The organism is Oleiphilus sp. HI0125 (assembly GCF_001635355.1).
Window position 1 is genome coordinate 1 of sequence record NZ_LWGF01000070.1, and the last position, 509, is coordinate 509.

The 509-nt window shown below is 44.8% G+C and carries 1 pseudogene; it reads right to left on the reverse strand.

The annotated features are described in order from the left end of the window. Positions 1 to 170 precede the first annotated feature (170 nt). Positions 171 to 509 (reverse strand): annotated as a pseudogene (locus A3762_RS01220) (ATP-binding protein); the annotation flags it as partial.

A 509-nucleotide genomic window follows, 5' to 3' on the forward strand; every position in this document is an offset into this window, starting at 1 on the left:
ATTTAACGATCTGTTACATATTTGGTGATGTTTTGCACGGATAGGTTAAAAATTGATCGTATACTTAGCAGCACAGATTCACGAAGAAGCGATCGTGGTTCTGTCTTCCTTGAAGAAACCCCTATTAAGGAGTCACAATGTGACTCCTCTTTTTTGCCTTTTAAAAAGTATCAAACCTTGGATAGCACAGATCTGAACCGCAAGGCTTGAGACAAATGCCCCTGACTAATCACCGCCTGCCCAGAACAATCCGCCAAGGTTCTCGCGAGACGCATCATTCTATGCGCGGCTCTGTTCGATAAAGCCAATTTATCAATCGTTACGATTAACCAATCTTGTTGGACTTCACTTAACGCACATATTCGCGATAAGTCTTCACCATGTAACTCGCTATTCAAACATCCTTGGCGGCGCATTTGTATCTCACGTGCCTGCTCAACACGTGCTCGCACCTGTGCACTCGATTCAGCTTTTTCCTTAGCGCCAAGAGAAACCCGTGCCGACTGAAA